Origin of the sequence: Streptomyces sp. NPDC052114 (assembly GCF_040680155.1) — a bacterium.
Classification (GTDB): domain Bacteria; phylum Actinomycetota; class Actinomycetes; order Streptomycetales; family Streptomycetaceae; genus Streptomyces.
The window spans coordinates 281,502-308,253 of the sequence record NZ_JBFAWC010000006.1 but is presented as its reverse complement, the minus strand read 5'-3'; the positions used below and the strand labels follow the sequence as shown (position 1 = coordinate 308,253).

Below are 26,752 nucleotides of genomic sequence, written 5' to 3'. Positions count from 1 at the left end.
GATCTCCGTTCGGGCTCACCGCTGCGTCGCGTGACCCGTTCGGGCCAGCAGCGCGGGCCGCCGCCCCTGTGCCCTGGTCCAGTGAGGCCATGACGGGACGGATCGGCAGGATCGACCGACGGTGGTTCGAACGGGTGGCGGCGGCACGGCTGCCCGGCGCGCAGCAGGTGCTGCCGCCGCTCAGCTCCGCGGCGAATCACGGACGGCTGTGGTTCGGCTGCGCCGCGGCGCTCGCCCTGGCCGGCGGTCCGGCCGCGCGGCGGGCCGCCGGCCGTGGCGTGGCCGCCCTCGCGCTGGCCTCGCTGACCACGAACGCGGTCGCCAAGTACGCGGTGCGCCGGCACCGCCCGGTGCTCGACACCGTGCCCCTGATGCGGCGCCTGGCGAAGACGCCGTGGACGTCGTCGTTCCCGTCCGGGCACGCGGCGTCCGCGGCGGCGTTCGCCACGGGCGTGGCCCTGGAGTCGACCCGCTACGGCGCCCTCGTGGCGCCCGTCGCCGCGGCCGTGGCGTTCTCACGGGTGTACGTGGGCGTCCACTACCCCGGCGACGTCCTGGCGGGCTGCGTGCTCGGCGCGGCAGCCGCCGCGGTGACCTGCCACTGGTGGCCGCCGCGCCCCTCGCCCGCCCACAGCGGGCACACCCGCGTCGCGGCGCCCGCGCTGCCCGAGGGCGAGGGCCTGGTCGTGGTTGTGAACCCCGGCTCCGGCAAGGGCGTCCCCGTGCTCGTACCCCCGCATCGGCATCTGGCGCAGCTGCTGCCGAAGGCCGAGGTCGTGGTGTCCGGTCCCGGGGACGACCTCGGCGAGCTCCTCGACAAGGCGGCGGCGCGGACGGCCGGGTCCGGCGGGGTGCTCGGGGTCTGCGGCGGCGACGGCACGGTGAACGCCGCCGCCCGGCGCGCGGCGGCGGCCGGTCTGCCGCTCGCGGTGTTCCCCGGCGGCACCCTCAACCACTTCTCCCTGGACGTGGGCGCGGCCACCTTCGAGGACACCGCGCACGCCGTGCGGACCGGGCAGGCCGTGCGGGTCGACCTGGCGCGGATCCGCGACGGCGAGGGCGCCGACGTGGCCGGTTTCGTGAACACCTTCAGCATCGGGCTCTACCCGGAACTGGTGCGCAGGCGCGAGAAGCTGGAGGGCCGCATCGGCAAGTGGCCCGCCGCGGCGGTGGCCCTGACCGCCGTGCTGCGGAGCGCGGCGCCGCTGCGGATCAGGCTCGACGGCCACGACCGCGTGCTGTGGCTGCTGTTCGCGGGCAACGGCCGCTATCTGCCGGACGGCGTCGCCCCCTCGCACCGGGCCCGGCTCGACGACGGGCTCCTGGACGTCCGCACGGTCGACGCGCGGGCACGCCTGGCCCGTACCCGGCTCGCGCTCGGCGCCCTGACCGGCACGCTGCGCACGTCGCGGGTGCTGACCACCGAGCGCGTGGAGCAGCTGCGGATCAGCGGCCTGGAGAGCGTGCCCGATCTCGCGTACGACGGGGAGACCTCGCCCGCGCCGAACACGCTGCTCCTCGACAAGCGGCCGGGTGCGCTGACCGTGTACGCGCCCGCCGAGGCACAGGACGAGTTCGCCCAGTGGGCGGTGGCGGCCGCGGCTAGCCGGGGCGGGCGGGTGTCGTAGGAGACCGAAGCGAGCAGGAGCCGTGCCGTAGAGTGACCAGATGATCGATCATCACACATCACTGCCCGGAGAGCCGACATGACCGCCGACGTACCGCCACGCATCCCCTCCGTACCGGCCCCCGTGGCCCGCGTCCCGCTCAGCGACCAGGTCAGGAACTTCGTCCTCGAAGGCCTCCTGAACGGCCGGTGGCAGCCCGGGGACCGGATCGTGGAGCGCCGCGTCGGACTCGAACTGGGCGTCAGCCAGACGCCGATCCGCGAGGCACTGCGGGATCTGCAGGCCATGCAGCTGGTCGAGTCGATCCCGAACAAGGGCATGCGCGTCAAGGAGCTGACGCCGGCCCAGCTCACCGAGGTCTACCCCGTGCGGGCCGCCCTGGAGAAGCTCGCCGCCGAGCTCGCGGTGCACCGCATGGCCGGTGACGTCTCCGCGCTGGAGCACCATCTGCGAAGACTGCGGGAGCTGGCGGACGCGGACGACATCGACGGCCAGATCGAGCACGGCGTGGCGTTCCACCGGGAGATCGTCCGGGCGGCGGGCAACCAGGTGCTGCTGCGCAACTGGGAGTCCCTGGCCATCGAGTTGTGGACCCGGCTCTCCCTGAAGTGGCTGCGCACCGAGCCGCACGAGAACGCCTGCGACCACGAGGCGATCGTCGAGGCGTTCCGCCGCCAGGACGCGTACGTGGGACGCCTGGTGCAGCTGCACGTCCTGGGGTATGCCTCGGCGGCCAAGTGACACCTCCGCCACCGCGCGCCCCATCCCCCCATCCCCCCATCATCAAATGATCGATCATCACTCATTACCGCGAAGTAACTGTTGACTGCACGCATCCACGGCTCCTAGATTCTGAATCACGGAACCGAGATTCCACATAACGGAACTCGTGGGTACGCGAAAGGGGATCACCCGTGTCCCAGCTCGACCAACTTCCCGACCAGGACCCGACCGAGGTCGCCGAGTGGCGTGAGTCGCTGGACGCCGCCGCCCGGTTCGGCGGCCCCGACCGCGCCGCGCACCTGCTGCGCCGCCTCGCCGAACACGCCCTGCGGACCGGGATCGACCTCCCGCCCCTGCTGGAGACGCCGTACGTCAACACGATCCCCACCGCCGACGAGCCGGCCTTCCCCGGTGACGAGGCGATGGAGGCCCGCATCACCGCCTGGAACCGCTGGAACGCCGCCGCGATGGTCACGCGCGGCAACCAGCGCGGGGGCCTCGGCGGGCACATGGCGACATTCGCCTCGGCGGCCTGGCTCTACGAGGTGGGCTTCCAGCACTTCTTCCGCGGCAAGGAGGCCGACGGGTCCGGCGACCAGCTCTACGTCCAGGGGCACGCGTCGCCCGGCGTCTACGCCCGCGCGTTCCTCGAAGGGCGCCTGAGCGAGGGCCAGTTGGACCGCTTCCGGCAGGAGGCGGGCGGCGCCGGGCTGCCGTCCTACCCGCACCCGCGGCGGCTGCCCTGGCTGTGGGAGTTCCCCACCGTGTCGATGGGCCTCGGCCCTCTGTCGGCCATCTACCAGGCGCGGTTCAACCGCTACCTGGAGCACCGCGGCATCAAGGACACCTCCGGCTCCCGCGTCTGGGCGTTCCTCGGCGACGGCGAGATGGACGAGCCCGAGGCCACCGCGGCGCTCGCGCTCGCCGCGCGCGAGCGGCTCGACAACCTCACCTTCGTCGTCAACTGCAACCTCCAGCGCCTGGACGGACCCGTCCGCGGCAACTTCAAGATCGTGCAGGAGCTGGAGCGCCAGTTCCGCGCGGCCGGCTGGAACGTCGTGAAGTCGCTGTGGGGTTCGGCCTGGGACCAGTTGCTCGCCGAGGACCGCGACGGGGCGCTCGTACGGCATCTGGGGCGCGTCCCCGACGGACAGTTCCAGACCTTCGCCGCCCGCGACGGCGCGTACATCAGGGAGCGCTTCCTCGGCGCGGACCCCGCACTGCGCCCGCTGGCCGACCGGCTCACCGACGCGCGCCTGGAGGAGATCGTCGGCACCTCGCGCGGCGGCCACGAGCCGCGGAAGGTGTACGCCGCCTACCGCGCCGCCGTCGAGCACGAGGGCGCGCCGACCGTCGTCCTCGTCCAGACCGTCAAGGGCTGGACGCTCGGCCCCGGCTTCGAGTCGCGCAACGCCAACCACCAGATGAAGAAGCTCTCGGGCAAGGAGTTCCGCGCGATGCGGGACCTGCTCGAACTCCCCATCCCCGACAGCGCGTTGACCGACGAGCTGGTGCCGTACGCGCACCCAGGGAAGGACTCCCCCGAGGTCGCCTATCTGCGCGAGCGGCGCGCCGCGCTCGGCGGACCCGCGCCCGCCCGCCGGATCGTCGCGAAGCCGCTGCCCGCCACGGGCTCCGCCGTCGCCGACAAGGCCTTCGCCGCGCTGAAGAAGGGCTCGGGCAGCCAGGAGATCGCCACGACCATGGCGTTCGTACGGCTGGTCAAGGAGCTGATGCGGGACAAGGAGACCGGCAGGCGCTGGGTGCCGATCGTCCCGGACGAGGCGCGCACGTTCGGCATGGAGTCGCTCTTCCCGTCCGCCGGGATCTACTCGCCGCTCGGCCAGACCTACGACCCCGTCGACCGCGACCAACTCCTCTACTACAAGGAGGCGAAGGACGGCCAGATCCTCAACGAGGGCATCACGGAGGCCGGTTCGCTCGCCTCACTGACGGCGGCGGCGACTTCGTACGCGACACACGCCGAGCCGATGATCCCCTTCTACATCTTCTACTCGATGTTCGGCTGGCAGCGGACGGCGGATCAGTTCTGGGCACTGGGCGACCAGTTGGGCCGGGGCTTCGTGATCGGGGCGACCGCGGGGCGCACCACGATGACGGGCGAGGGCCTCCAGCACGCCGACGGCCACTCGCACCTGATCGCCTCGACCAACCCGGCCGCGATCAGCTACGACCCCGCGTTCGCCTACGAGGTCGCGGTGATCGTCGAGGACGGGCTGCGCCGCATGTTCGGCCCCGACGCGGAGGACGTCTTCTACTACCTGACCGTCTACAACGAGACGAAGGTCCAGCCGCCGATGCCGCCCGGCGACGGCGTTCAGGAGGGCATCCTGCGCGGCCTGTACCGCTACCAGGAGGCGCCGGAGCCCGCCGCCGACGCCCCGCGCCTGCAACTCCTGGCGTCCGGCACGGCGATCCACTGGGCCCTCGATGCGCAGCGACTGCTGCGGGACGACTGGGGCGTCGCCGCGGACGTCTGGTCGGCGCCCTCGTGGACCGAGCTGCGCAGGGACGCGCTGGAGTGCGACGCCGCGAACCTCGCCGCCGCGTCCCACGGGACGACGGGCAGCGACCGGATTCCGTACGTCACCCGCGCCCTCGCGGGCGCGCCCGGCCCGGTCGTCGCGGTGAGCGACTGGATGCGTGCCGTGCCGGACCAGATCCGGCCGTGGGTCGAGCAGGACTGGACGTCCATCGGCACGGACGGCTACGGCCTCTCCGACAGCCGTGAGAACGCCCGCCGTCACTTCGGCGTCGACGCGCCCTCGATCGCGGTCGCCGCCCTTTCCGCCCTGGCCCGCCGGGGCGACGTCAAGCCGGAGACGGTACGGGAGGCAGCCGGGCGCTACGGCCTCTAGCCGCCGCGCGGAGGAAGGACCCGCGGGCCGGGGCGCGAGCGCACGGCCGCCCCCGCCCGCGCTCCCACCGGCACACTCTTGCGCGCGACGCGGGGCGTTCACTTCAATGCGGCCTATGGCAGTCCCTCGTACACCAGCGCAGCAGCACGAAGACCCCGCCGCCCCGGGGCTGCCGCCGACGGCCTGGGCGGTGCTCGGGCTGCTCTCCTTCCCCGGGGAGCGGACCGGGTACGAGCTGAAGAAGTGGGCCGACGCCTCGCTCCGCTTCTTCTACTGGTCGCCCGCCATCAGCCAGATCTACGCCGAACTGCGCCGCCTGGAAGCCCTCGGCTACGCGACCTCGCGCCGCTCGGGACCCGACGCGCCCCGCACCAAGCGGTCCTACGCCATCACCGACGAGGGCCGCGCGGCGCTCGCCGCCTGGGCGGACGGCGGCCAGGACGCGGGTCCCGCCGTCCTCAAGCACCCGCTGCTGCTGCGGGTCTGGCTCGGTCATCTGACCGGACCGGACCATCTGCGGGCGCTGGTCGGCGAGCACATCGCGCGGACGAAGGGCGAGCTGAAGGAGGTCAGGGACGCGCTCTCGCGGGCGGACGGCGCCGAGGCCTGGTCCCATCCCGAGGTGGCGCTCCGCTGGAGCGAGCGGCGTCTGGAGGCGGAGGTCGAGCTGGCCGAGGCGATGCTCGACGACCTCGGCGAACTGGCCGCGCGCGAGGCCGCGGCTCCTCCCGTCAACCCGTGAAGGACGCGCCCACGGCCGGGTGACGTGGCTCGCCCCGGTCGGGCCCCGGGCGGTAGGACGGAGGGGGTCAACACTCCCCCGCCGTACGGAGCAGCGCACCCGTGAGCACCCGTGCCGTCCTTGTCGCCGCCCTCATCACCGGGCTCCTCCTCGGCATCGTGGGAGCCAGAGCGGACGACTCCGGTCACTCCCGTCCGAGCGGTTCCCTCATCGGGACGGGCCATTAGGCTGCGACATTGCCGCGTGGTTTCCTCCGTCCTCACCGCGCGGCCGCCGAGCCGCCGTCGACGGAAGCGAGTGAATCTTGAACTTCCTCACCATCGGTCATCGCGGGGTCATGGGTGTCGAGCCCGAGAACACCCTCCGTTCCTTCATCGCCGCGCAAGCCGCGGGCCTCGATGTCATCGAGCTGGATCTGCATCTGAGCAAGGACGGCGCCCTCGTCGTCATGCACGACGCCGACGTGGCCCGTACGACCGACGGGAAGGGGCCGATCGCCGAGAAGACCCTCGCCGAACTGCGGGAGCTGGACGCGGGGCGCGGCGAGCGCATCCCCGTCTTCGAAGAGGTCCTCGACGCCGTCAGCGCGCCGCTGCAGGCCGAGATCAAGGACGTCGCGGCCGCGCGCGCCCTCGCCGAGGTCATGCACCGCCGCGATCTGGTCTCCCGGGTGGAGGTGATCTCCTTCCACGACGAGGCCGTCGCGGAGATCGCACGCCTGGTGCCCGGCGTGCGCACCGCGCTCGTCGCGAGCCGCTACGGCACGGACGTCGTGGAGCGCGCCACGGCCGCCGGCGCCACCACGCTCGTCCTGAACATCCGGCGCCTGACGCTGGAGATCGTCGAGCACGCCAGGAAGGCCGACCTGAGGATCATCGGCTGGGTGGTCAACACCCAGGATGACCTGCGGCTGGTGCGGGCGCTCCAGCTGGACGGGGCGACCACGGACTTCCCGGAGATCAAGCGGACGGGTCGCTTCACGGCCTAGCGCCCGCCCGCGGTCCGGCGCGTCAGCCCTGGTCGAGCTCCTTGACCAGCAGCTCGAACCGGAGGCCGTCGCGCTGCGGAATGCCGAAGCGCTCGTTGCCGTACGGGAAGGGCGTCGACTCTCCCGTACGGCGGTAGCCGCGCCGCTCGTACCAGGCGATGAGGTCCTCGCGGGCGTTGATCACGGTCATGCGCATCTCGGCGGCGCCCCACGTCTCGCGCGCGATCCGCTCCGCCTCGGCGATGATCACCTTGCCGAGGCCCTCGCCCTGGAGCGCCGGGCTCACCGCGAACATCCCGAAGTAGGCGTGGTCCCCGCGGTGTTCGAGCTGGCAGCAGGCCACGAGATCGCCGTCCCGCTCCACGGCGAGCAGCCGGCTCCCGGCCTTCTCGATGACCGCGGCGACCTCCTGCGGGTCGGTGCGCTGGCCCTCCAGGATGTCCGCCTCGGTGGTCCAGCCGGTCCGGCTCGAGTCCCCGCGGTAGGCCGACTCGACCAGCGTGACGAGCGCGTCGACGTCGGCGGTGGTCGCGTCGCGGAAGGCGAGCTCACGGGGCGCGGGGTGCAGGGCGGTGTCCATGGACGGTCTTCTCCGTTCTCCGCGCGGTCCCGGCGCGGTTTGTTCCTCCGCCGAGCCTAACCCCCGGCTAGGGTGCGGCCGCATGGTGCACGTACTGAGCAGCAGGACCCTCCTTCGCCCCGCCGACCCCGAGCGTTCCCGCGTCTTCTACGGCCGGACGCTGGGTCTGGCCGTCTACCGCGAGTTCGGCACGGGCCCCGAGCGCGGCACCGTCTACTTCCTCGGCGGCGGCTTCCTGGAGGTCTCCGGCCGCTCGGACGCCCCGCCTCCGCCCGGTCTCCGGCTGTGGCTCCAGGTCGCGGACGTCCGAGCGGCCCACGAGGAGCTCGCGGAGCGCGGCGTGGAGGTGCTGCGGCCGCCGGTCAGGGAGCCGTGGGGGCTGGTGGAGATGTGGATCGCCGATCCGGACGGCCTGGAGATCGTCCTGGTGGAGGTCCCGCACGACCACCCGATCCGCTACCGGCCCGGCATCTGACCGTTTCGGACGGGTGTCCGACGGCCGCCGCCGTGCCAGCATGAGGGGCCTTCGTCGAGCCCTTCTGGAGGCACTCCCGTGACCGACCTCGACAGCCAGACCGGGTACTGGGACGCCGTCGCGGCCACCAAGACGTTCACGCATCCGCTGTACGCGCCGTGGCTCGCGGGCGTGGGCCGGGGCGCCGCCGTCCTCGACTACGGCTGCGGATACGGCCGCACCCTGGAGACCCTGGCGGCCCACGGTTTCCGGAACCTCTCGGGCGTCGACACGTCCGCGGGGATGATCGAACGGGCCCGCGCCCTGCACCCCTCGCGCCGCTTCGACGTCCTGGCCGCGCCGCCCGCGACGGGCCGCCCCGCCGCGAGCGCCGACCTGGTCGTCCTGTTCGCGGTGCTGACCTGTGTGCCCCGCGCCGACGCCCAGCGGCGGCTGGTCGCCGAACTGGACCGGGTGCTCGGGCCCGGCGGGCTGCTGTACGTCAGCGACTACCTGCTCCAGGACGACGCACGCAACCGCGAGCGGTACGCGCGCTTCGCCGAACGGCCCGGCGACCACGCCCACGGCGTCTTCGAGACCTCCGACGGCGCGGTCTGCCGTCACCACACCGAGGAGCACCTGCGCGCGCTGCTGGCGGGCTTCGAGCAGGTCGACAGCCGGCGCGTCACGGTGTCCACGATGAACGGGCACGAGGCGGCCGGGGCGCAGTTCCTGGTCCGCAAGCCGCTCGTGCCCCTCGGGTGAGCGGGCGGCTCAGGGCGACGGCGGGGCCGGGGGCCTGAGCACCACGGTGCGCACGGTGTGCCGCTCGATCCGCTCGCGGGAGTACAGCAGCGGGAAGGCGCCGTCGGCCGCCCAGTCCTCGAACAGGTCGGCGTAGTGCGGGCTGCGGGGGTCCCCGGACTGGCCCGGGGAGTTCATCGCCACCGACTCGTCCCAGGCGCGGGCCCGACGGCCGCCCACGGCGGGGTGGTCGCGAGCGTGTACACGTCGAGGACGTCGTCGGGGATGACGGACAGGTCGAGGCCTTCGGGGACGCGCAGCCGGTGCGGGGCGGGTTCGCGGCGGCGGCGCAGCTCCTCGACGGCCGGGCCGTGATCGCGCAGGGTGAGGGCGCGGGCGACCTCGTCGTGGAGGTTGTAGTGCAGGCCGTGGCTGCGGAGCCGGTCGCGCGCGGCGTTGAAGCCCTGGGCGAGGAACAGGTCGTCCTGCGAGGCGGCGTACAGGTGGGGGACGCCCCACTCGTCGACGAGGATCTCCACGGGCTCGGCGAGTCCGGGCACCTCGAACTCCGTCGTCACCGGCCTTCGCGTACGTGAGGGAATCGGGCCGCCGCGTCCGCTGCCCGTACCGCGGTGCCGGACCGGGCGGCACCCGCACGACCGCCAGCGGAGCGGGACACGGTGCTCCTTCGGGTTCATGTCACAGGAGGTGGGGGCAGCGCCGTCACACGTCCGGCTCGTACCGCCCGTCGACCGCGGTCCAGCCGCCGTCGACGGTCAGCACGGCGCCGGTGACGTAGGTGGCCGCGTCGGACACGAGATAGGCGACGGCCCCGGCGATCTCCTCGGGCCCCGCCCACCGCTGGAGCGCGGAGGCCTGGGCGTAGGCCTCGTACCAGGCGGGGTCGGCGGCGATCTGGTCGGTGAGCGGGGTCCGTACGACGCCGGGAGCGATCGCGTTGAACCGCACCCCGCGCGGCCCCCACTCCGCGGCGGCGGTCCTCAGCAGCTGGACGAGTCCGGCCTTGGACGCGGCGTACACGCTCTGCCCCGGCTCGACCTGGAAGGCCCGCATCGAGGCGAACCCGACGACGCTGCCGCGCCCGCGCTCGGCCATGCCGGGGGCGACGGCCTGCACGAGCGTGAGGTAGGCGCGCAGGTTGAGCGCGACGACCCGGTCGAAGTCCGCGAGGCTGTAGTCGGCGATGCGCTTGCGCACGTTGACCCCGACGGTGACGACGAGGCCGTCGAGCGGGCCCCAGGCCGCGACGGCGTCCCGCACGGCGTCGGGGTCCAGGACGTCGAGGGGGTACGGGGTGGCGGTGCCGGACGCGCGGCCCGGCGCGGGCCGCTCGGCCGCGGCGAGCCGGGCCGTCTGCCCGGCTCCGGTCCCGTCGCGGTCCGCGACGATCACTTCGGCGCCCTGCGCGGCCAGCGCGCGGACGGCCTCACGGCCGATCCCGCTCGCACCGCCCACGACGGCGATCCGACGCCCGTCCAGACGGAACAGATCGGCGTACTTCACGGGTGTCTCCACGCTCTTGTGCCTCTCTCTGGTCTCTGCCGGAGGGGTCGGCGGACCCCGGCACGGGCTGCGCTCGCTCGTCGGACGCGGGCCGCCGGTCAGCCCGTGCGCATGACCGCCATCCGTGTCACCGTCAGCTCCTCGATCGCGAAGCGCGGGCCCTCGCGGCCGATGCCCGAGTCCTTCACGCCGCCATAGGGGGCGATGTCGCTGCGGTAGCCGGGGACTTCGTTGAAGACGACGCCACCCGCCTCCAGCGCCTCCACGGCGCGGAACGCGGTGCCCAGGTCACGGGTGAAGACCGCCGCGTGCAGGCCGTAGCGGCTCGCGTTGACGGCCTCGTACGCCGTCTCCAGATCCGGCACCGCCCGCAGGCAGACCACCGGGCCGAAGACCTCCTCGTCCCAGGCGGGCTCCCCGTCCGGCACGCCCGCGAGCAGCGTCGGCGCCAGACAGCGGCCGGCGCGGGTGCCCCCGGCGACCACCCGGGCACCCGCCGCGCGCGCCCGCGCGACCCACTCCAGGACGCGGTCGGTGGCCGCCTCGTCGATGAGCGCGGCCACCCGCGTGGCCGGATCGCGCGGATCGCCGACCCGTACGTCCGGCAGCAGCTCGGCGATCTTCTTCTCCAAAGCCGCGGCGACCGCGTCGACGGCGACGACCCGCTGGACGGAGATGCAGGCCTGGCCCGAGGCGTAGTAGCCGCCGCGCACCACCGCGTCCGCCGCAGCGTCGAGGTCGGCGTCCGCCGCGACGACCAGCGCCGCGTTGGAGCCCAGTTCGAGGACGACCTTGCGGGGCGCGGCGTCGCGCGCGATGCGGTGGCCGACGGCGGCCGAGCCGGTGAAGGAGACCGCGGCGACGTCCGGGTGGGTGGTGAGCGCGCGGCCCACCGTCTCGTCCCCGGTGACCAGTTGGACGGCCCCGGCGGGCGCGCCCGCGGCGGCCAGGCGCTCGCGGACGAGGTGGACGAGGCGCAGCGTGGCGAGCGGTGTCGCGGGCGCGGGCTTGACGATCACCGGGCAGCCCGCGGCGAGGGCCGGCGCGACCTTGTGGGAGGCCAGCAGGACGGGGTAGTTGAAGCCCGCGATGCCGACAACGACACCGACGGGCCGCCGGGTCCAGAACCCGAAGAGCCCCTCACCGGCCGGCTGGACGTCCAACGGCACTGTCTCGCCGCGCACATGGGCCACCTCGTCGGCGGCGGCCTGCCAGGTGGCGACGGCGCGCCGCATCTCCACCTCGCAGTCGACGCGCGGCTTGCCGGTCTCCAGGACGAGCAGGTCGGCGTACGCGGGCAGCGCGTCGGCGAGTTCCGCGGCGACCTCGGCGAGCACGCGGCGCCGTACGTGCGCGGGGAGCGCGCCGACCTGCCCGCGCAGGCCCGCCGCGTGCGCGACGGCGCGCCGCGCGAGCGTCTCGTCGCCGACGGGTGCCTCGCCGATCCCGCTGCCGTCGTACGGAAAGGTGACGGGCGCGCGGCCGGGCGCCGGGACCCAGCCGTCGCCGACGGGGAGCCCCTGCGGGTACGTCATCGGGCGCCCCCGGCGAGGAACGCGCGGGCGGCGGCCGCGTAGACGCGCGCGTACTCCCCGATCTCGCGCACCTCGACGTACTCGTCCTTCTGGTGGGCGATCCACTTGCCGCCGGGGCCGTAGACGACGGTGGGCAGACCGGCGTCGCGGGTGAGGATCGTGCCGTCCGTGGTGCCGGGCACGGCCCCGAACGGCGGTTCCTCCCCGTGGACCCGGCGGTGCGCGTCGACCAGGGCGGTCACCACGGGGTGGTCGTCGGCGACCTCGACGGCGGGCCGGTCGTCGACGACGGTCAGGCCGACGGAGACACCGACCCCGCAGGCCGCCCTCTCGGCCGACTCGCTTACGCGGGCGATGAGTTCGGCGTGGTCGGTGCCGGGCACGGTGCGCACGTCGACGCCGACGACGACGTGCGCGGGGATGACGTTGAGCTGGTCGGGGTCGCCGCCGAGCAGCACGGTCGGCGTGACGGTGACGCTTCCGGCGTGCGGGTGCGTGCCGTAGCGCTCCTGGGCCCACTCCTGGACGGCGGCGAGCGCGTCGACGACGCGGGCACCGGCCACGACGGGGTTCCTGGCCTCCTGCGGCATCGCGCCGTGGGCCATCACGCCGTGCAGGTCGAGCCGGAGCCGGATGCCGCCACGAGCCGAGGTGCACACCTCGTACCCCTCGGGCTCGCACACGATGACGGCGTCCACCTCCCGCGCGAGCGGCGACGCGGCGAACGCCTTCGCGCCGAGCATCAGCCCCTCCTCGTCGCAGAGCACGCCGACGACGACGCGGCCGGGGAAGGGTCCGGCGAGCTGGAGGGCGCGCACGGCGTGGATCATGGCGGCGACACCGGACTTCATGTCGGCCGCGCCGCGCCCCCACAGCTTCCCGTCGCGGATCTCCGCGCCGTACGGATCGACGCTCCAGTCGGCCGGATCGCCCTCGGTGACGACGTCGACGTGCCCCTCGAACATCAGCGTCGGCCCGGCCCCTCCCCCGCCCTCGACGACGGCGACGGTGTTGGGCCGCCCCGGGGCGACCTCCACGACGTCGTAGGTCCAGCCGAACGCGTCGAAGAGGCGCTGGACGAGGAGGGCGGCGGGCTGTTCGACCTCGGCCGCTCCGGCGGCGTTCACGGTGCGCAGCCGCACCAGGTCCTGGGTGAGGGCGATCGCGGCTTCGGTGTCGACGGCGGGGACGGTCGGGGGTGCGGTGGCCATGGAGGACCTCCAAGTCGTCCTGCTGAGTGCGGCGTTCACGGCCTGCTGGTCAGCTGGTCGGACCAGTCGAACTCCCGCACTCTGCCCGCACGTTCAGCCCCGGGTCAACCGTCGGATCTTGGTCGCCCGCACCGACCGGCAACCGTGGAGAGGGCCATGACCGCCGACGACGATCTCTTCCGGCCGGTCACGCCCGTGCGCGCCCATCAGCGGGTGGCGGAGCAGATCGAGGAGCGCATCCTCAGCGGTGAACTCCCGCCGCGCGCACGGATTCCCGGGGAGCGCGAGCTCGTCCGGCGGTTCGGCGCGGGCCGCTCCACGGTCCGCGAGGCGCTGCGCGTGCCGCAGTCGGCGGGCCTGGTCCGCTCCCGCCCAAGGGATCCGCTCGGCGCCGAGGTGCTCGGCGTCTCGCCGGACGACCTGAGCCGCGCCCTGGGCCGCCTCACCCAATCCCGCGTGGCCTCGCTCGGCGAACCGGTGCAGTTCCGCATGGTGCTGGACGCGGGGACCAGCCGCCTCGCGGCGCGGCTGCACACGCCGGAGGACGTCGTACGGATGCGGGAATCGCCCACCACCGCGAGGTCCTGGCCGCGATCGAGGCGGGCGACGGCACGGGGGCGGCCCGCCTGGCCCGGGAGGCGCTGCACGAGCACTACGCGGACCATGTGGAGCCGGAGGCAAGGGGGTTGCTGTCGGCGGCGGTGGCGGACGGCTGGGCCAACCGGACCCCGGCCGGGGATCCCGGGTCGGCCGCGAGGGTGTCGCTCAGCCCCGCCGCACCCCCATCCGCCCCTCCAGCTGCGCCAGCAACTCCCCCAGCAGTCCGCTCAGTCGGCCCTGGCCCTCGCCGTCGAGCACCGACAGCACCACCGTCTCGTACGCGAGTTGCTCCGGCAGGATCGCGTCGACGAGGTCGCGGCCCGCTTCGGTCAGGCGGACGTGCGCCACGCGGCGGTCGCGGGCGTCGGCGCGGCGGTCGACCAGCTCGCGCTCCTGGAGCTGCTTGAGCCGCTTGGTGACCGCGGCCCCTGAGGAGAAGGTCTCGCGGGCCAGCTCACCGGGCGTCAGCTCGTGACCGGTGCGGCGCAACGCGCCGAGCAGGTCGAACTCGGCGCGCGTGAGCCCCGCCCGGCGCAGCGGGGCGTCCTCGGCCTGCTGGAGGAGGGCCGCGCAGCGGTTGATGCGGCCGATGACCTCCATCGGCCCGGTGTCGATGTCGGGGCGCACCGTCTGCCACTGCCGCACCACCGCGGCCACGGTGTCCCCACCGGGGCCCGCCACCGGACCGTTCACTTCGCTCATGCTCGTGCGCCCTCCCAGGCGTCGGCGGCCCCCGCGCGGGGCCGCGTCCCCTGACCGTTCTCACCGCTCCGTCGTCGGACCGTCGCCGCGAGCGTACGGTGTCCGGCGCGTTCGGCGTCGACCACCCGCTGCTCGGGCAGGGCGCGCTGCCACCATTCCCCGGCCGCCGCGTCGGCGCTGGCGCGCAGGTCGACGAGGGCTGCGGTGAGCCGGCGCCGCGCCGGTTCGACCGCGCCCGCGCCCGCGAGGCCGGCCTCGGCCTGCTCCCTGGCCCGGTCGGTGGCCACGATGGCGCGTTCGATGTGGTCGGCGGCGCGCCGGTTGGTGACGAGGACGGCGGCGACGATCCCGAGCACGGCGCCGACGAGGGTGTCGACGACCCGTTCGAGGATCAGCTCGCCGGGCTGCTGGAACCGCGCGAACTCGGTGACGAGCAGCGCCATCGGCGTCACGCAGACGCTGCCGAGCCAGTAGTTCCTGGTGATCAGCGCCTCCGCACCGAAGGCGAGGACGAGGCAGCTGACGATGAGTTCGGCGTGCCCGAGGTGCGCGAAGGGGGCGATGGCGGCGAAGGCGAGCACGCCGACGAGGTTGCCGACCACGCGCTGCACGCCCCGGTTCCAGGTGAGGGTGACGTTCGCCTGATAGAGGGAGGCGGCGGTGACCAGCGCCCAGTAGGGGCGACCGATGCCGAGCGCGAGGGAACCGTACCCGGCGAGGGCGCAGCCGACGGCGGTGCGCAGCCCGACGGGCAGCAGCGGGGAGCCGGGGCCGACGCGCCGCCACAGCGACACCTTCGGCGCGGCGAGTTCGGCCTCCACTCCGAGGAGTTCGTCCGCCTCTTCGGGGCGTACGTCGCCGGGGCGCGGGACGGCGCCCGTGCCCCGCAGCCCTGCGGCCCAGGCGCGCAGCGCGGCGGGGTCCGCGGCGCCGGGTGCCGCGAGGGCCTCCTCGGCGCGCACGACGAGCCGGGCCAGGGCGCGCCGGGCGGCGGCGCCACGGGTCCCGGTGGCGAGCAGCGACTGCCAGGCGGCGTGCACCGCTGCGGCCGCGGCGGCACGCGCCCGCTCGGCGGCGGCGCGGGAGGCACCGGCGTCGGAGGCACCGGCGTCGGAGGCACCGGCAGCAGACGCGTCGGCTCGCGCGGTGTCGGCGTACGCGGCTGCGGCGTGGAGGGCGCGGGCGGTGGCCCGGCGCTCGGGCCCGTGCGGCCGCACCAGCGCGGGCGCCATGCCGACCAGCCAGGCGACGGCTCCGCCGGCGAGGGTCAGCGCGAGATGGCCGGGGACCTGGCCGAGGCTCTGCGGGGCGAAGAGGCTCGCGGAGCTGATGAAGGTGAAGATCAGGTGGCCGGGCGGCCCGATGCGGGTGGCGTCGCAGAGCGTCTTCTGCGCGGCGGCGAGCAGCGCGCCGACCGCGACGAGGATCACGGCGGAGCCGGTGAGCGAGGCGGTGACCAGGGCGACGGCGATGCTCGCGGTCATCCCGGCGACGACCCAGGCCAGGGCGCGCGCACGGGCGGCGTAGGGGAGGTTGTGGGCGTACAGGGCGCAGAACGTTCCGGCCATCGTGTACATCACGAGGTCGAGCCGCCCGAGGGCGAGCAGCGTGAGGTTCGGTATCGCGGTGGCCACGACCACGCTGCCGGCGGGCTTGAACCAGATGTCGGACGGCTTGACCGGGCGCAGCACACCGGCCAGCGGGAGCCGGCGGACGCGCGGGGGGCGCGCGGGCGCGGGCGACGGGGAGGCGGACGACGAGGACGGTGGCGTGCTGCTCATACGGAAAGGTTAGCAAGTGTTTTACCTGCAAAAGATCTGAACCCGGGACACGCCCCGGCAGGCGCGCCCCACTCCCCCGTGCTCCCCGTGCACCCCCATGCGCTCGCGTACGACCCCACGCCCCCGGGCATCGACCCGAGGACACCGTCGACAGGGGGAGGTACGCGGTGCATGGACCGGCGCAGGCCGCCTGGCTGCTCGTCGCGCTCTGCACGGCGACCGGGGCCTACTGCCTGCTGAGGATGCGCAGCCGGATCGAGGAGCAGCGCCGCACGGCCGGCGGCGAGGCGCTCATGGGGTTCGGGATGGCGGTGATGGCCGTGCCCGCCGCGGTGGTCGCGCCCCCGCGCTGGGCCTGGTGCGTCTATGCCGCGGTGTTCGGCGCGGCCGCGCTGCACGCCGTGTGGGCGGCCCGCGCGGACCGCCACCACCTGCACCATCTGATCGGCGCGGCCGCGATGGTCTACATGGCGGTGGCGATGCTCACGGCTCCCGGTTCGCACGCGGGGCACGGCGGCAGCGCGGGCAGCCCGGCGCTCACCGGCCCGCTCCTGCTCTACTTCGCCGGATACGTCCTGTGGTCGGGCGCCCGGCTCGCCCCGCGCGCGGTCGCCTCGACGGCGGGCGGCCCGCCCGCGCCCGGCCCGGTCACGGGCGGTCCCGGGCCCGGGTGGGGGGACCGCCCCGAGGTGGCACTGGCGTGCCGCCTGTCGATGGGGATCGGGATGCTCGCGATGCTGCTGACGCTGTAGTCGCGCAGGCGGCGCACCGGGGGCGCGGCTCAGCGCCCGAGCAGCGCCGAGAGCCCGATGAGACCGTCGATCTGCCAGTCCGCGGCGTCGGCGACGGCCTCGTCCTCGGCCCACAGGTGCCCCCACGGCCCGCGCCGGATGTGTGCCGTGCGCAGCCCCGCCTGTCGCGCGGGGAAGATGTCGTGGGCGGGGTGGTCGCCGACGTGCAGCGTCTCGCGGGGCCCGGCCTGGGCCGCTTCGAGCAGCCGCGTGAAGTAGGCGGGGTCCGGCTTGGCCACGCCCCAGTCCCCGGACGTGACGATCAGGTCGGCGGGCAGGTCGAGGTCGCGCAGGAGCTCGGCGGCGCGCGAGGTCCCGTTCCCCGCGACGACGACGCGGACGCCGAGGCGCTGCAGATTGCCGAGCGCGGGCCGCACGTCCGGGTAGAGGTCGGTCTCGTCCAGGTGCTCGCCGCGCCCCGCCGCCTCGCGCGCGTGGTACGCGGAGGCGACGTCCATGTCCGGGCTGATGAGCCGCAGGGCGTCGGCGGCGTCCCCGCCCCGCGCGACGACCGTGCCGACGAGCGCGGAGACGGTGTGCCGCGGCACCTGCAGCCAGTCCGCCCAGGAGGCCCAGTGACGGTCGTCTTTGGTGAGGGTCTCCCCCACGTCGAACACGATGGTCTCGATCATCACCAGCACATTACGGCGTATCCCGGGCACGAACGGCGGTCGTCACCCGTACGTGCAGCACGGTCGTGTCGCACGCGCGGGACAGCCGTGCGTGCGCGGTCCGGGCCCGTGCCCGCCGCCGGGCGCCCCTCGCCGGCCCTGGAGTACACCCGCACAGTCCGCGCGTCACACCTGTTCCGGCCGTGGCGTCCGTCACTTGCGCGGACAGGCCATACCCTCCGCCCGCCCGGCCCTCATAGGCTGGGCGGCATGATGGTCCCCGTCGCGCTGTTGCTGCTGGGCGCCCTGACCGCCGTCGTCGCCCCCCGCATGCTCGCACGGGCCGACTGGCCGGAGCGCGAACCCGTGGTCGCGCTGTGGGCTTGGCAGTGCGTGGTGGCGGGGGTGCTGCTCTGCTGCGCGCTCTCCATGACCCTGAGCGCCGCCGCCGCGTGGCAGGCCGTGCGCGGCCACGTCTTCGCGCCCGCGCCGCACGCCGTGGTCGAGGCGTACGCCCTGCAGGCCCCCGGGCCCTGGGCGGCGGCCACCGCGGTGACGCTGGCCCTGGGCGGGATGTGGACCGCCGCGATGCTGACGCGCGAGATCGCGCGGGCGCGGGCCCGACGGGCCGCGCGACGGGCCGAACTCCAGGTGCGCGCCCCGCTGTTGCCCGGCGAGGAGCCGGGCGCGGACCGTCTCGTGGTCCTCGAGGGGGAGCGCCCCGACGCCTGGTGGCTGCCGGGCCAGGCCCCCCAACTGGTCATCACCACGGCCGCGTTGCGCCGCCTGAAGGGCCGTCAGCTCGACGCGGTCCTCGCGCACGAGCAGGGCCACGCGAAGGCGCGGCACGACTGGCTGCTGCACTGCTCGGGCGCGCTGGCGGCCGGCTTCCCGCAGATGCGGATGTTCGCGGCGTTCCGGGACGAGATGCACCGCCTGGTCGAGCTCGCCGCCGACGACGTCGCCTCGCGCCGCTTCGGCCGCCTCACGATCGCCCTGGCCCTGGTCGAACTGAACGAGGACCGCGGCGTGTTCGGCCCCTGCCCGACCCCGCAGGCCCACGTCCCGCAGCGCGTGCACCGGCTGCTCGCGGCCCGGCCGCGCCTGACCGCCGGGCGCCGACTGCGCCTGACGGCGACCGCCGCGCTCGTCCCGGTGATCCCCGTCCTGGTCACCTTCGTGCCGGGCCTGCGCGCGCTGGGCTGACGCCCGCGCGCCGCGCCCGGGAACCCCGGGATGGCCGCGGCCCCGCCCCGTCGGCGAGGATCACCACATGGACACCGCACCCCCCGACTCCCCGCCCCGTCCGCCCGGCACCCGCGCCGCGCTCACCGCCGCGGTCCTGTGCGTGCCGTCCTGCCTGCTGCTCCTCCTGGTCGCGCTGGAGTGGAGCCCCCTCTTCTCGCTCGACGGCGACATCGCGCGCACGACCCACCGCTGGGCGGTGGGCGACCCGGACGCCACGCACGCCGCCAAGATCCTCACCGACTGGTTCTGGGATCCCTGGACGATGCGGGCGCTGTGCGCGGTGGCGGTGATCTGGCTCGCGGTACGCGGCGCGCGGTGGCTCGCGCTGTGGGTGGCCGGTGCCTGCGTGCTGGGTTCGGTGGTGCAGCAGTCCCTCAAGGCGGCGTTCGACCGGCCCCGGCCCCAGTGGCCCGACCCCGTGGACTCCGCGCACTACGCGGCCTTCCCCTCCGGCCACGCGATGACGGCCGCCGTCGTCTGCGGCCTGCTCCTGTGGCTGCTGCGCGTCCACGGCGTGGGCCCGCTCCTGTGGCGCACGGCGGTGGCCCTCGCGGTGGTCTCCGTCGTCGGGGTCGGCCTGACGCGGATCTGGCTCGGCGTGCACTGGCCGTCCGACGTCCTGGGCGGCTGGCTGCTGGGCGCCCTGGTGGTGGCGCTGGCCGTGGCGACGTACGCGTACGGCCCCGGACGGCGCGCCACGGGCCGCACTTGACCCCGCGTCGGCCGGTCGCGGAGGATCCTGGGCATGACGATCAAGGGCGTGCTCTTCGACTTCTCCGGGACCCTGTTCCGCATCGAGCCGACCGAGTCCTGGCTGCGGGCCGTGCTCGACGATCTCCAAGTCGCGCTCCCAGAGGACGACTTGAGCCGAACCGCCGAGGCCCTGGAGCGGGCGGGCGCGCTGCCCGGCGGGGCCTCGCCCGTCGCCGTCCCTGCGCACCTCGCCGACCTGTGGGCCACCCGTGACGAGAGCGCCGAGCTGCACCGCGCCGCGTACACGGGTCTCGCCCGTGAGGTGCCGCTGCCCGACCCCCGGCTGCACGACGCGCTGTACGAGCGGCACATGAGCCCGCGCGCGTGGAGCCCGTACGGCGACGCGGCGCGGGTCCTGTCCGGGCTGCGCGAGCGGGGCGTCGGCGTCGGGGTGGTCAGCAACATCGGCTGGGACCTGCGGCCCGTCTTCCGCGCCCACGGGCTCGATCCCTACGTCGACGCGTACGTCCTGTCGTACGAGCACGGCATCCAGAAGCCCGATCCGCGGCTGTTCGCGGTGGCCTGTGAGGCGCTCGGGACCGATCCGCGGGACGTCCTCATGGTGGGCGACGACCGGCGGGCCGACGGCGGCGCGGCGGGCCTCGGCTGCGCGGTGCACTTCGTCGACCACCTGCCGCCCGCCGCGCGCCCGGACGCCCTGGAGCCGGTCCTCGACCTCGTCAGGTGACGGTCCTGCCGTCCTCGGACGCGTCGTCCGAGGACTCGGGCCGGCCGGACGGGTCGCAGGGCCCGGCGTGATCGCAGAACGGCTGGTTGCCGCTGCGGCCGCAGCCGCACAGCGTCACCCGTGTCTCGCGCGACTCCGCCCCGCCCTCGACGGACAGCCGTAGCTCGCCCCGCACGACGATCCGGCCGTCCGGGAACCGCCGCACGGTCGTCTCCGGGCCCGCCGTCTCGGTGGCGCCGTCGGCCCGCTCGTACTGGAGCGCGCCGGACGGGCAGCGCCTGACGACCTCGGCGACCTCGTCCGCGGGCGCCGCGTCCGGCAGGATCCAGGGCCGCCGGGCCGTGTCGAAGACCCGCGGCAGACCGCGCACGCACTCGGCCGCGTGGATGCAGCGCCCGGCGTCGAAGGTGACGGTGATGGCGTTTCCCCGGTAGGGCCTGCCTCGTTCGGCTCCCATGGCGGGCTCCTCAGTACGGCGCGGGAATCATGACTGGTATCCCTCGACCTCGTCGGCCGGGCGGACCCGCGCGTCGTCGGGGTTCTCGCCGAACTCGGCCTTGGCGCGCCGCTGGCGCAGCAGGTCCCAGCACTGGTCGAGCTCACGCTCCAGGGCGCCGAGCCGGGCGTGCTCCGTGGGCTCGTCGATCTCGCCCGCGGCCAGCGCGTCGCGCAGCTTCTTCTCGTCCTCGACCATGGCCGTGATCCGGGACAGGATCTGCTCTTGGTCCATGTCAGCAAGCCTCCTCGGCCCCCCGGCCCACTCTAGGGAGGGCGGGCCGGATCGGCGAGGAGAGCGGCCGGTCGGACCGCGCCGAACCGCCTGCGAGCAGGCAACACTCCCCCGCGGTGTTGCCTGCCCGAGGCCGTCGTGTCCCGAACGGGACCCGTACGGGCCCCTTGGACGGGACTCGCTGAGTATATTGGCTCGGAGCCAGTCAACGCAGGAGTTATTCAGGATGTCCCCGCGTAGCCCGTCGGTGAATGAAGAGCTGCGCAGGCGTTCCCGGGAGCGGCTGCTGCAGGCCACGGTGGAGTTGGTCGGCGAGCGCGGCTACGAGGCCACGACGCTCGGCGACATCGCGGACCGCGCGGGCGCGGCCCGCGGCCTGGTGTCGTACTACTTCCCCGGCAAGCGGCAGCTGCTCCAGTCGGCGGTGCACCGGCTGATGCACCGCACGCTGGAGGCGGGCCTGGAACGGGAGCCGCGCACCGAGGACGGCCGCGAGCGCCTCGCGCGTGCCATCGACGCGATCCTGGGCCTGGCCCGCGACGAACCACTGCTCATGCGCACGCACATGGCGGGCATCCTGCAGGCCGAGGGCTTCGTGCAGTGCCCCGAGCAGCAGCGGCTGGCCGAGCTGCTGCGGGACACGGTGGTGCGTTACGGATCGACGGACGTCGACCGGGACTATCCGCTGCTGCGGGCGCTGCTGATGGGCACGGTCGTCGCCCTGCTCATCCCGGGGGCGCCGATGCCGCTGGGGACGCTGCGGGCCGAGCTGTTCCAGCGCTACGACCTCGACTGGAAGCTGGGGGTCCCGCCGGGCGACACGCCACCCGACGGGACCTGCGGGGCCGACCGGCCGGCCAGGCGGCTCAGCGGCCGGTCGAGCGACTAGTCGAAGTAGTCCGGCTGGGTCTGGACGTTGAGCTCATGCAGGCGGACCTTCCGCCCGGGGTCCGTGCGCTTGTCGTTGATCTTCAGTACGTCGAGTCCCTGGTTGATCTCGTTCGAGTAGACCAGGCCGTTGTAGTAGTACGCCGACCAGGAACCCGAGACGGTGATCTTGTCGGTGGTGTGCGGACCGCGGTCGAAGTAGCCGATCTCCTTGGGCCGGGTGGAGTCGGTGAAGTCCCAGACGGAGACGCCGCCCTGGTACCAGGCCTGCACCATGAGGTCCTTGCCCTTGACCGGGATCAGCGAGCCGTTGTGGGCCACGCAGTTCTCGGTCGCGCCCTGGTGGCGCGGGATCTTGAAGTAGCTCCGGAAGACGAGCTTGCGCTTGTCGCCCTTGCCCTTGATGTCGTAGATGCCGTTGGCGCCGCGCTCGGGGCCGGTGGCCGCGTCGCAGGTGGCGGCGCTGCCGCCGCCCAGCTCGTCGGTGAAGACGACCTTGTTCGCCTTCTGGTTGAAGGTCGCCGAGTGCCAGAACGCGAAGTTCTTGTTGTCCTGGACCTGGTCGATGACCTTCGGGTGCTCGGGGTCCTTGATCGAGAACAGGATGCCGTCGCCCATGCAGGCGCCGGCCGCGAGGTCCTCGGAGGGCAGCACGGTGAGGTCGTGGCAGCCGGTGGTCTTCTGGACGCCCGGGTTGGTGGGCCCGCCCGGGTTGCCGCCGCCGTCGGGGCCCTCACCGGGGAAGAGCACGGGGAAGCCCACGACCGCGGCCTTCTCGGGGGCCTTGCGCGGCACCTTGATGACGGAGATGCCGTCGTGCGGCGGCTGGCAGTCGGGGAACGTCGCGCTCGGGGAGTACGAGGAGACGTACACGTAGACGTTCTTGCGCTCCGGCACCAGCGTGTGCGTGTGGGAGCCGCAGGCCGTCTCGACCGCCGAGACGTACTTGGGGTTCGCCTTGTCGCTGATGTCGAAGATCTTCATGCCCTCCCACGAGGACTTCTCCGTCGCGGGCTGGGAGGTGCTGTTGCAGGAGTTGTCGCTGCGCGAGGAGTCCGTCGACAGGAAGAGCAGGTTGCCCGAGACGGAGACGTCGTTCTGCGATCCGGGGCACAGGACCTGCGAAACCGTCCTGGGCGCCTTGGGGTTGCTGATGTCGTAGATGCGGAAGCCGTCGTAGTTGCCGGCGAAGGCGTACTTCCCCTGGAAGGCGATGTCCGTGTTCAGGCCGGGCAGCGCGTCCTTGGGGACGTTGGCCAGGTGCTCGATGTTGTCCGAGCGGTCGATCTCGCCGGGCGCGGGGATGTCGCCGCGCCCGATGGCGTCCTTCGTCTGCTTCTCTTCGCTCTTGGATACGCCCTGAGGGGCTGCGGGCGAGTCGCCGGGGTCGGGGATCGCTCCCGCGGGCGCGGCGGTGAGCAGCGCGGCGAGCAGTCCCGCCGCCGCCACGCCGACTCCCAGGCGTCTGCGCCGAGTTCGGGGGTTGTTCAGGGTCACTGCGTCCTCCCTTGTCGCCGTTCGCAGTGGAACGGATCGCGTCCACCGGCAGTATCGTGCCCGTCATGCACAGATCAATAGGGTGCAACAAACTCGTCATACGGCCGTCCTGTCACCGCAGCCCCGCCGCGTGCTAGGACAACCCTCGGAACACCCGCGTGTCACAGGAGGTCGCAGTGCTCAACCGTCGTACGTCCGCCGCCACCGCGCTCATGACGACAGCCGTCCTCCTGCTCGGGGGCTGCGACTCCGACGCGGGCGGTGACGGCGGATCCGACGCGGGGCACAAGGCCTCGCCGGGGCCCTCGGTGATCGCGCCCGGCAAGCCGGGCGAGGCCGCGGAGACGCTGTCCGCGCAGGACGCCGCCGAGCAGCGGGCCGACGACGACACGCCCAACTCGGCCGACTTCACCTACACGCAGATGATGATCGTGCACCACGGACAGGCCCTGAAGATGACCGAACTGGCCCCGAAGCGGGCCGAATCCAGCCGCGTCAAGCGGCTCGCGTCGCGCATCAGCGCCGCGCAGGGGCCGGAGATCGGTGCGATGAAGGGCTGGCTGAAGAACCACGGCGGGCCGCGCGAACACGCCGGACACGACCACGGGACGATGCCCGGCATGGCGACGGACGCACAGCTGAAGCAGTTGCGCGCCGCGAAGGGCAAGGCCTTCGACGAGCTCTTCCTCAAGCTGATGATCACGCACCACAACGGCGCGATCACCATGGCCACGGAGGTCCTCTCGGACGGCAACAACGTCCAGGTGGAGGAGATGGCGAACGACGTGGTGGCACAGCAGTCGAGCGAGATCGGCCGGATGCGGGAGATGGACTGAGGGCCGCGCGCCGGACCGGGGAGCGGCCGTCCGCCGCGCCCCGGGGCCGTCGGCCTTCGCTACCTGCGGTGGTGGCGCGGCGTCAGATAGCCCGCGTCGCGCGCGCCCGCGATCAGCCTGAGCGACTTGCGGCGGCTGCGCCCGGTCGCGCACATCACGGCGAGCACCGGGTCGCGCCCCTCGTCCTGCGCGGCGCGGTAGGTGTCGGCGACGGCGCGGCGCCCCGCGTTGCCGCGCGGCAGGGCCGGGCGGGCCCGGCGCGTGGCGACGGGCTCCCGGGAGGAGCCGTCGAAGCCGTCGGAGGGGCTGCCGGAGAAGGCGTCAGGCCGTGAGCTCGGCGGGTCGGTCTCACCCTGCGCGTACTGCTCCGCGACGACCGGCCAGGCGTCGTGCGGCGGGCGCTCGGCCTTGTCGGCTCGCGTGACGAGGCCGTCGAGGAAGAGCAGGGGCTCGGCGCGCGGGGGATCGACGGGCACGTGGCCCTGCGCCGCCACGGCGAGGACGTCGAGCGCCGCGCCGTCCGCGAAGGTCAGGCGGACGTGGCACCAGGGCGGAAGGACGTCGCCGGGCGCGGCGGGGCCGTATCCCTGGGACTCCCCGCCCGGCCAGACCGTGACGGCACCATCCGGCTGATAGTGATCAGAAACGTCAAAATATGAGCTATCCCTCACAAGCGCACGCTATCCGTGCAATCGCATTTGAACAGGAACGGCGCGCTCAGGCGTACGGAGGTCTCCCCCGACCACCGCATACCCCTGACAGCGCGACCCCGTGGTGCGATCCTGGGACCGTCCCGGGCCCGTCTCGCGGAGGGAGCACCACGTGCTGCAGGTCGCCGTCGTCGGAGCGGGTCCCAGCGGGGTGTACGCCGCGCAGACCCTCGTCCAGCAGGACCGGGTGCCGGACGTGCGGGTCGATGTGCTCGACCGCCTCCCCTGCCCGTACGGCCTGGTCCGCTACGGCGTCGCGCCGGACCACGAGAAGATCAAGTCCTTGCAGAACAACCTGCGTACGGTCCTGGAGCACGAGCGGGTGCGCTTCCTCGGCGGCGTCGAGATCGGCCCCGGCACCGTGCCACCGGAGCGGCTGCTCGGCCTCTACCACGCGGTCGTCTACTGCGTCGGCGCGGCGGCGGACCGCCGGCTCGGGGTGCCCGGCGAGGACCTGCCCGGCAGCCATTCGGCGACCGAGTTCGTCTCCTGGTACAGCGCGCACCCGGACGCGTTGACGGACGGCTTCGCGCAGGACGGCTTCGTGCGGGGCGTGGAGTCCGCCGCCGTCATCGGCGTCGGGAACGTCGCGGTGGACGTCGCCCGCATGCTGGCCCGGGGCGTCTCCGAGTTGCTGCCCACCGACATGCCGGACGCGGCGCTCGGCGTGCTCGCGGACAGCCGGGTGCGCGAGGTGCAGATGGTGGGGCGGCGCGGGCCCTCGCAGGCCCGGTTCACCACCAAGGAGCTGCGGGAGCTCGGCTCGCTCCCGGACACCGAAGTCCTGGTGGACCCGGCGGAGTTGGCCCTCGACCCCGCGTACGCCGACCCCTCGGGGCTGCCCGCCGCGAGCCGCCGCAACGTGGAGGTGCTGCGCGGCTGGGCCGAGCGCCCCGCCCGGGACCTGGCGCGCCGGATCAGACTGCGCTTCTTCCTGCGTCCCGTCTCCCTGACGGCGGGCCCCGCGGGCCGGGTCGCCGGGGTGCGGTTCGAGCGCACGGTGCCGGACGGCAGGGGCGGGGTGACGGGTACGGGGCGGTACGAGGACATCGCGGCCCAGTTGGTGCTGCGCTCGGTCGGCTATCGCGGAGTCCCTCTGGAGGGGCTGCCGTTCGACCCGGACCGGGGCACGGTGCCGCACGCCGCGGGCCGGGTGCTGCGCGACGGCGTGCCGTCCCCCGGCGAGTACGTGGCCGGGTGGATCAAGCGCGGCCCGACCGGCGTCATCGGCACCAATCGCCCGTGCGCGAAGGAGACGGTGCTCTCCCTGCTCGACGACGCCCCCGCCCTCGTACGGAGGGAGCTTTCGTCCGATCCGCTGACCGGGCTCAGGGCCCTGGGGCAGGCGCCCGTGGAGTGGTCGGGATGGCTGGCGATCGAGCGGGCGGAGGCGGAGCTGGGGCGCTCGCTGGGGCGGGGCGTGGTGAAGATCCCGGACTGGCCGGGGCTGCGGGCCGCCGCGCGGGGCGCGGCGGGCTGATCCGACGGGTCGCGGCGGGTCGATCAGACGGGTCGGCGGCCGGTCAGCCGTCGGCGCCGGGCGGGTCCACCTGGCGCACGGCCGCGGCGAGGACGCTGTCGAGCAGGCCGGGGAAGAGCGCGTCCAGGTCGGCACGGCGCAGCACGTTCAGCTTGGTCGTGCCGCGGTAGATCTGCCGGATGACACCGCTCTCGCGCAGCACGCGGAAGTGGTGCGTCAGCGTGGACTTGGTGACGGGCAGGTCGAAGTGCGAACAGGAGAGCCCGTCCGCGCCCTCCTCCCGGGCCAGGTCACGCACCACCCGCAGCCGCAGCGGGTCGGCCAGGGCGTGCAGCACGCCCTCCAGCCGGATCTCCTGCGGCTCGGGGTGGGCGAGCGTCCTGCTGCTCGCGCTGCCGGTCGCGGCGGCGGTCGTCATGGCGGCTCCAC

At 74.0% G+C, this 26,752-nt stretch carries 29 protein-coding genes and 1 pseudogene; 16 read left to right on the top strand and 14 right to left on the bottom strand.

The genetic code is table 11. The features are described 5' to 3' along the window. The first annotated feature begins 89 nt into the window (after positions 1–89). The 6 genes from AB0L89_RS16045 to AB0L89_RS16020 all read left to right on the top strand — a co-directional run bounded on the left by AB0L89_RS16045 (position 90) and on the right by AB0L89_RS16020 (position 6,960). Complete coding sequence (locus AB0L89_RS16045; protein WP_365140645.1) at positions 90–1,628, top strand: phosphatase PAP2 family protein; 1,539 nt, start codon at positions 90–92, stop codon at positions 1,626–1,628. A gap of 78 nt (positions 1,629–1,706) precedes the next feature. Continuing rightward, entirely contained in the window at positions 1,707–2,369 is a 663-nt protein-coding gene (locus tag AB0L89_RS16040; RefSeq protein ID WP_365140642.1) for a GntR family transcriptional regulator, read from the top strand. Between the two features lie 173 nt (positions 2,370–2,542). Beyond that, positions 2,543–5,230, top strand: a complete 2,688-nt coding sequence (gene aceE / locus AB0L89_RS16035) for a pyruvate dehydrogenase (acetyl-transferring), homodimeric type (protein WP_365140639.1) — start codon at positions 2,543–2,545, stop codon at positions 5,228–5,230. Positions 5,231–5,345: 115 nt separating this feature from the next. Continuing rightward, positions 5,346–5,972 (top strand): PadR family transcriptional regulator, encoded by a 627-nt coding sequence (locus AB0L89_RS16030; RefSeq protein WP_365140636.1) that lies wholly within the window; start codon positions 5,346–5,348, stop codon positions 5,970–5,972. A 101-nt stretch (positions 5,973–6,073) separates the two neighbouring features. Further along, positions 6,074–6,199: a hypothetical protein gene (locus AB0L89_RS16025; RefSeq protein ID WP_365140633.1), complete on the top strand. Its 126-nt coding sequence runs from the start codon at positions 6,074–6,076 to the stop codon at positions 6,197–6,199. A gap of 77 nt (positions 6,200–6,276) precedes the next feature. Further along, complete coding sequence (locus tag AB0L89_RS16020; protein WP_365140630.1) at positions 6,277–6,960, top strand: glycerophosphodiester phosphodiesterase family protein; 684 nt, start codon at positions 6,277–6,279, stop codon at positions 6,958–6,960. Positions 6,961–6,982: 22 nt separating this feature from the next. Here the strand turns inward: AB0L89_RS16020 and AB0L89_RS16015 are convergent, their stop codons facing one another. Next, positions 6,983–7,540, bottom strand: a complete 558-nt coding sequence (locus tag AB0L89_RS16015; RefSeq protein ID WP_365140627.1) for a GNAT family N-acetyltransferase — start codon at positions 7,538–7,540, stop codon at positions 6,983–6,985. Positions 7,541–7,622: 82 nt separating this feature from the next. Here AB0L89_RS16015 and AB0L89_RS16010 point away from each other — a divergent pair, with 82 nt between their 5' ends. Then, positions 7,623–8,015 carry a VOC family protein gene (locus tag AB0L89_RS16010; protein WP_365140624.1) on the top strand — a complete coding sequence of 131 codons (393 nt, stop codon included), beginning with the start codon at positions 7,623–7,625 and terminating at the stop codon, positions 8,013–8,015. Positions 8,016–8,093: 78 nt separating this feature from the next. Further along, entirely contained in the window at positions 8,094–8,759 is a 666-nt protein-coding gene (locus tag AB0L89_RS16005; RefSeq protein WP_365140621.1) for a class I SAM-dependent methyltransferase, read from the top strand. A gap of 9 nt (positions 8,760–8,768) precedes the next feature. Here AB0L89_RS16005 and AB0L89_RS16000 read toward each other — a convergent pair whose 3' ends face one another. From AB0L89_RS16000 to AB0L89_RS15980, 5 genes are all read right to left on the bottom strand, one after another. Next, the gene (locus AB0L89_RS16000) at positions 8,769–8,936 is read right to left on the bottom strand and encodes a penicillin acylase family protein (RefSeq protein ID WP_365141065.1); all 168 of its coding nucleotides are present in this window, start codon (positions 8,934–8,936) and stop codon (positions 8,769–8,771) included. After that, a complete protein-coding gene (locus tag AB0L89_RS15995) occupies positions 8,933–9,316 on the bottom strand; it encodes a penicillin acylase family protein (RefSeq protein WP_365140618.1) in 384 nt (127 codons plus the stop codon). The genes AB0L89_RS16000 and AB0L89_RS15995 overlap by 4 nt, the downstream gene beginning before the upstream one ends. Before the next feature lie 145 nt (positions 9,317–9,461). Next, positions 9,462–10,262 (bottom strand): SDR family oxidoreductase, encoded by an 801-nt coding sequence (locus tag AB0L89_RS15990; RefSeq protein ID WP_365140615.1) that lies wholly within the window; start codon positions 10,260–10,262, stop codon positions 9,462–9,464. Positions 10,263–10,360: 98 nt separating this feature from the next. Next, positions 10,361–11,797: an aldehyde dehydrogenase family protein gene (locus tag AB0L89_RS15985; RefSeq protein ID WP_365140612.1), complete on the bottom strand. Its 1,437-nt coding sequence runs from the start codon at positions 11,795–11,797 to the stop codon at positions 10,361–10,363. Continuing rightward, positions 11,794–13,008, bottom strand: coding sequence for an ArgE/DapE family deacylase (locus AB0L89_RS15980; RefSeq protein ID WP_365140609.1), 1,215 nt, complete (start codon positions 13,006–13,008; stop codon positions 11,794–11,796). Before AB0L89_RS15980 ends, AB0L89_RS15985 begins: the two co-directional genes overlap by 4 nt. A gap of 156 nt (positions 13,009–13,164) precedes the next feature. On the opposite strand from AB0L89_RS15980, the pseudogene AB0L89_RS15975 reads away from it, so the two are divergent. After that, positions 13,165–13,326: pseudogene (locus tag AB0L89_RS15975) on the top strand (GntR family transcriptional regulator); the annotation flags it as partial. Positions 13,327–13,773: 447 nt separating this feature from the next. Here the strand turns inward: AB0L89_RS15975 and AB0L89_RS15970 are convergent. Further along, the gene (locus AB0L89_RS15970) at positions 13,774–14,310 is read right to left on the bottom strand and encodes a MarR family winged helix-turn-helix transcriptional regulator (RefSeq protein WP_365140607.1); all 537 of its coding nucleotides are present in this window, start codon (positions 14,308–14,310) and stop codon (positions 13,774–13,776) included. Further along, positions 14,307–16,091 carry an FUSC family protein gene (locus tag AB0L89_RS15965; RefSeq protein WP_365140604.1) on the bottom strand — a complete coding sequence of 595 codons (1,785 nt, stop codon included), beginning with the start codon at positions 16,089–16,091 and terminating at the stop codon, positions 14,307–14,309. Before AB0L89_RS15965 ends, AB0L89_RS15970 begins: the two co-directional genes overlap by 4 nt. A gap of 167 nt (positions 16,092–16,258) precedes the next feature. Between AB0L89_RS15965 and AB0L89_RS15960 the strand changes: the two genes are divergently transcribed. Continuing rightward, on the top strand, positions 16,259–16,843 hold the full coding sequence (locus AB0L89_RS15960) for a DUF5134 domain-containing protein (protein ID WP_365140601.1): 585 nt from the start codon (positions 16,259–16,261) through the stop codon (positions 16,841–16,843). A 29-nt stretch (positions 16,844–16,872) separates the two neighbouring features. Here the strand turns inward: AB0L89_RS15960 and AB0L89_RS15955 are convergent, their stop codons facing one another. Further along, entirely contained in the window at positions 16,873–17,514 is a 642-nt protein-coding gene (locus tag AB0L89_RS15955) for an HAD family hydrolase (RefSeq protein ID WP_365140598.1), read from the bottom strand. A 249-nt stretch (positions 17,515–17,763) separates the two neighbouring features. Here AB0L89_RS15955 and AB0L89_RS15950 point away from each other — a divergent pair, with 249 nt between their 5' ends. The 3 genes from AB0L89_RS15950 (at position 17,764) to AB0L89_RS15940 (ending at position 20,182) form a co-directional block, all read left to right on the top strand. Beyond that, the gene (locus AB0L89_RS15950; protein ID WP_365140595.1) at positions 17,764–18,699 is read left to right on the top strand and encodes a M56 family metallopeptidase; all 936 of its coding nucleotides are present in this window, start codon (positions 17,764–17,766) and stop codon (positions 18,697–18,699) included. A 67-nt stretch (positions 18,700–18,766) separates the two neighbouring features. Further along, positions 18,767–19,453, top strand: a complete 687-nt coding sequence (locus AB0L89_RS15945) for a phosphatase PAP2 family protein (protein ID WP_365140592.1) — start codon at positions 18,767–18,769, stop codon at positions 19,451–19,453. A gap of 33 nt (positions 19,454–19,486) precedes the next feature. Next, entirely contained in the window at positions 19,487–20,182 is a 696-nt protein-coding gene (locus AB0L89_RS15940; RefSeq protein ID WP_365140590.1) for an HAD-IA family hydrolase, read from the top strand. On the opposite strand, the gene AB0L89_RS15935 is transcribed toward AB0L89_RS15940, so the two are convergent. Beyond that, entirely contained in the window at positions 20,175–20,639 is a 465-nt protein-coding gene (locus AB0L89_RS15935; RefSeq protein ID WP_365140587.1) for a (4Fe-4S)-binding protein, read from the bottom strand. The genes AB0L89_RS15940 and AB0L89_RS15935 overlap by 8 nt on opposite strands. 27 nt (positions 20,640–20,666) lie before the next feature. After that, positions 20,667–20,912 (bottom strand): DUF2630 family protein, encoded by a 246-nt coding sequence (locus tag AB0L89_RS15930; RefSeq protein ID WP_365140584.1) that lies wholly within the window; start codon positions 20,910–20,912, stop codon positions 20,667–20,669. A gap of 226 nt (positions 20,913–21,138) precedes the next feature. On the opposite strand from AB0L89_RS15930, the gene AB0L89_RS15925 reads away from it, so the two are divergent. Further along, positions 21,139–21,801, top strand: a complete 663-nt coding sequence (locus tag AB0L89_RS15925; protein WP_365140581.1) for a helix-turn-helix domain-containing protein — start codon at positions 21,139–21,141, stop codon at positions 21,799–21,801. Here AB0L89_RS15925 and AB0L89_RS15920 read toward each other — a convergent pair. Further along, positions 21,798–23,297, bottom strand: a complete 1,500-nt coding sequence (locus tag AB0L89_RS15920; RefSeq protein WP_365140578.1) for a hypothetical protein — start codon at positions 23,295–23,297, stop codon at positions 21,798–21,800. The two genes, AB0L89_RS15925 and AB0L89_RS15920, sit on opposite strands and share 4 nt — an antisense overlap. Before the next feature lie 212 nt (positions 23,298–23,509). Here AB0L89_RS15920 and AB0L89_RS15915 point away from each other — a divergent pair, with 212 nt between their 5' ends. Next, entirely contained in the window at positions 23,510–24,133 is a 624-nt protein-coding gene (locus tag AB0L89_RS15915) for a DUF305 domain-containing protein (RefSeq protein ID WP_365141062.1), read from the top strand. 59 nt (positions 24,134–24,192) lie between these two features. On the opposite strand, the gene AB0L89_RS15910 is transcribed toward AB0L89_RS15915, so the two are convergent. Next, complete coding sequence (locus AB0L89_RS15910) at positions 24,193–24,804, bottom strand: DUF6214 family protein (protein WP_365140575.1); 612 nt, start codon at positions 24,802–24,804, stop codon at positions 24,193–24,195. A gap of 151 nt (positions 24,805–24,955) precedes the next feature. On the opposite strand from AB0L89_RS15910, the gene AB0L89_RS15905 reads away from it, so the two are divergent. Further along, complete coding sequence (locus AB0L89_RS15905; protein WP_365140572.1) at positions 24,956–26,323, top strand: FAD-dependent oxidoreductase; 1,368 nt, start codon at positions 24,956–24,958, stop codon at positions 26,321–26,323. A gap of 43 nt (positions 26,324–26,366) precedes the next feature. Here the strand turns inward: AB0L89_RS15905 and AB0L89_RS15900 are convergent, their stop codons facing one another. Further along, on the bottom strand, positions 26,367–26,741 hold the full coding sequence (locus AB0L89_RS15900; protein ID WP_365140569.1) for a helix-turn-helix transcriptional regulator: 375 nt from the start codon (positions 26,739–26,741) through the stop codon (positions 26,367–26,369). Positions 26,742–26,752 lie beyond the last annotated feature (11 nt).

Bases quoted from the DNA above. Each gene is read 5' to 3' on its own strand.
- AB0L89_RS15970 (WP_365140607.1), bottom strand. From the start codon at position 14,310: ATGAGCGAAGTGAACGGTCCGGTGGCGGGCCCCGGTGGGGACACCGTG.
- AB0L89_RS15965 (WP_365140604.1), bottom strand. From the start codon at position 16,091: ATGAGCAGCACGCCACCGTCCTCGTCGTCCGCCTCCCCGTCGCCCGCG.
- AB0L89_RS15900 (WP_365140569.1), bottom strand. From the start codon at position 26,741: ATGACGACCGCCGCCGCGACCGGCAGCGCGAGCAGCAGGACGCTCGCC.
- AB0L89_RS15950 (WP_365140595.1), top strand. From the start codon at position 17,764: ATGATGGTCCCCGTCGCGCTGTTGCTGCTGGGCGCCCTGACCGCCGTC.
- AB0L89_RS15945 (WP_365140592.1), top strand. From the start codon at position 18,767: ATGGACACCGCACCCCCCGACTCCCCGCCCCGTCCGCCCGGCACCCGC.
- AB0L89_RS15940 (WP_365140590.1), top strand. From the start codon at position 19,487: ATGACGATCAAGGGCGTGCTCTTCGACTTCTCCGGGACCCTGTTCCGC.
- AB0L89_RS16040 (WP_365140642.1), top strand. From the start codon at position 1,707: ATGACCGCCGACGTACCGCCACGCATCCCCTCCGTACCGGCCCCCGTG.
- AB0L89_RS15935 (WP_365140587.1), bottom strand. From the start codon at position 20,639: ATGGGAGCCGAACGAGGCAGGCCCTACCGGGGAAACGCCATCACCGTC.
- AB0L89_RS16000 (WP_365141065.1), bottom strand. From the start codon at position 8,936: ATGAACTCCCCGGGCCAGTCCGGGGACCCCCGCAGCCCGCACTACGCC.
- AB0L89_RS15915 (WP_365141062.1), top strand. From the start codon at position 23,510: ATGACGACAGCCGTCCTCCTGCTCGGGGGCTGCGACTCCGACGCGGGC.
- AB0L89_RS16010 (WP_365140624.1), top strand. From the start codon at position 7,623: ATGGTGCACGTACTGAGCAGCAGGACCCTCCTTCGCCCCGCCGACCCC.
- AB0L89_RS15955 (WP_365140598.1), bottom strand. From the start codon at position 17,514: ATGATCGAGACCATCGTGTTCGACGTGGGGGAGACCCTCACCAAAGAC.
- AB0L89_RS16045 (WP_365140645.1), top strand. From the start codon at position 90: ATGACGGGACGGATCGGCAGGATCGACCGACGGTGGTTCGAACGGGTG.
- AB0L89_RS15930 (WP_365140584.1), bottom strand. From the start codon at position 20,912: ATGGACCAAGAGCAGATCCTGTCCCGGATCACGGCCATGGTCGAGGAC.
- AB0L89_RS16015 (WP_365140627.1), bottom strand. From the start codon at position 7,540: ATGGACACCGCCCTGCACCCCGCGCCCCGTGAGCTCGCCTTCCGCGAC.
- AB0L89_RS16030 (WP_365140636.1), top strand. From the start codon at position 5,346: ATGGCAGTCCCTCGTACACCAGCGCAGCAGCACGAAGACCCCGCCGCC.
- AB0L89_RS15980 (WP_365140609.1), bottom strand. From the start codon at position 13,008: ATGGCCACCGCACCCCCGACCGTCCCCGCCGTCGACACCGAAGCCGCG.
- AB0L89_RS15985 (WP_365140612.1), bottom strand. From the start codon at position 11,797: ATGACGTACCCGCAGGGGCTCCCCGTCGGCGACGGCTGGGTCCCGGCG.
- AB0L89_RS15925 (WP_365140581.1), top strand. From the start codon at position 21,139: ATGTCCCCGCGTAGCCCGTCGGTGAATGAAGAGCTGCGCAGGCGTTCC.